At 73.5% G+C, this 1,914-nt stretch carries 3 protein-coding genes; 1 reads left to right on the forward strand and 2 read right to left on the reverse strand.

Translation table 11 applies throughout. The annotated features are described in order from the left end of the window. The coding region (locus tag E1291_RS41210; protein WP_131743444.1) for a hypothetical protein at positions 1 to 190 on the reverse strand (190 nt) is incomplete at its 3' end. Between the two features lie 396 nt (positions 191 to 586). On the opposite strand from E1291_RS41210, the gene E1291_RS41215 reads away from it, so the two are divergent. Further along, positions 587 to 1,057 (forward strand): hypothetical protein, encoded by a 471-nt coding sequence (locus E1291_RS41215; protein ID WP_131743445.1) that lies wholly within the window; start codon positions 587 to 589, stop codon positions 1,055 to 1,057. A 37-nt stretch (positions 1,058 to 1,094) separates the two neighbouring features. On the opposite strand, the gene E1291_RS41220 is transcribed toward E1291_RS41215, so the two are convergent. Continuing rightward, positions 1,095 to 1,914, reverse strand: an 820-nt coding sequence (locus tag E1291_RS41220; RefSeq protein ID WP_207401262.1) for an ABC transporter permease, incomplete at its 5' end; no start/stop codon positions are given.

Genomic DNA, 1,914 nt, shown 5'->3' on the forward strand with positions numbered 1-1,914 from the left:
GGTCCGTCCGGAGCGGGACCCCGGCCGCGCCCGGGAGTGCGCCGAGCCCGCCCGGTCTCCGCCGGAGCCTGCCGCCGGCCCAGAGCGCCGTGGCGGCGACGGCGGTCCAGGCGGCCAGGAGCGCCCAGGTGGGCGGCCGGATGAGCAGGCCGAGGTGGTACAGGACGGTCCATGCCGCGAACAGCAGCACGGTGCCGTCGCCGAGCGCGTCCAGCGCGAGCGTGACGCCGGCCGTGCGGGCCGGACCCGTCCCGCCGGTGTCCTCCTTGCCCGCGGAACGATGAATTGCCCCGATGATGAGTCCCCCAAGAGCGCGCAGGTGCCCTCACCCTCCTCTGGCGGCGGGGATCCGGATGCGAGGAGGCACGCTTTCGTGACGTGAACGTTTCCTGTACGACGGCTGAAAGGTCATGGGAGTTCGCAAAGCCGGGCAAAGAAATGATCTAGGCGTACGGCCCGCCCGAAGATCCCCTTTCGGGCCCGTATTGTCCTGATTCGCTGCGCACTATCGGATCGCGTGTTCTGATGGTCCGGTACCCGACCCCGCACGTCCCCTCCAGGCGTGCCCGATGGGATGTGATGTGCGGTGCGTCATGCGTTCGGCTTCGTCGTGGGCGTCCTGCTGACCCCGGCGCTGCTCTACGGTGCGGCCTGGGGATACGTCCAGGCGGGACGGTCGTTCGACGGGGCCGGGCAGGAGTTCACCGACCGCTCCCGCGTCCTCGGCGCGTTCGCCCTGCTGGCCGCCGTCGGCCTGGTGACGGGCGTGGTCATCGTCGCGCGGTGGGCGTCGCCGCTGGTCTCGCTCGTGCCCGCGGTGGCCCTGCTCGGCCTGTCGGCCTGCTTCCTGGTCGACCCGGCCGGCGTCCTGGACCTGCCCGGCAAGGTGCCGCCGTCGGGCGACATGGACTTCGGGCTGCGGATGCTGCTCGGCTCGGGCGTCTACGGGATGATGGGCTTCGCGCTGCTGATGCCCGCGTGGGCGCCGCGCCGCTGGGGCGCTCCGCACGGCGTGGAGGCCCCGGAAAGGGAGTACCTCTCCCCGGCCGAACGGTGAGGGTCCGCTCCGGCGGCCGATCCGATGGCCTCCGGCGTCACGGCCCGCCGCCGGTGACGAATCGCGCCGGCCGGCGTTTCAGCAGTCTCAGCGGCCCGCCGGCGAGCAGGACCAGCGCGGTGATGATGAGCATGACGGCGTAGAGGCCGGTCGAGTCGGAGGCGTCCTGCGCGCGGTGCAGCAGCAGGCCCAGGCCCTCGTCGGCGCCGCTGTACTCACCGACGACGGCACCGATGATCGCGAGCCCGGACGCCGAGTGCAGGCGGGCGAGGATCGGCGCGGCGGCGCTCGGCACGACGATCGTCCAGAGCACCTGGAGCCGGCCCGCGCCGAGCATCCGCGCGTTGTTCACGAGGTTCCGGTCGACCTCGCGGGCGCCCTGGAAGGCGGCGACGAACACCGCGAGGAACACCAGCGCGAACGCGGTCGCGACCTTGGACCGCGTGCCGAGCCCGAACCAGATCACGAACAGCGCGGCCGGGACGATGCGCGGGATCGCGCCGGCCGCCGTGACGAACGGCGCGCACACGTCGGCCGGGAACCTGCCGCGGCCGAGCGCGACGCCGAGCACCGCGCCGCCCGCCGCGCCGAGCGCGAACCCGGCCACGGCCTCCCGCAAGGTGCAGGAGATCTGTTCCCAGACGGGGCCCTGCGAGGTCCCGTCGGTGAACCACTGCGCCAGCCGGCTCCAGATCATGGACGGCATCGAGGTGTAGAAGGGATCGATCCAGTGCCGCCCCGCCAGCTCCCACGAGCCGAGCCAGGCCGCGACCAGCAGCACCCGCGCGCCGTTGACGGCGAGGGCGCGGCGCAGCGCCGCCGCCCGCAGCCGGGCGGCGGCGAGCTCGTCCTCGGCC

The sequence above is a fragment of the Actinomadura roseirufa genome, assembly GCF_900659635.1.
In the GTDB taxonomy this organism is placed as follows: Bacteria; Actinomycetota; Actinomycetes; order Streptosporangiales; family Streptosporangiaceae; genus Spirillospora; species Spirillospora roseirufa.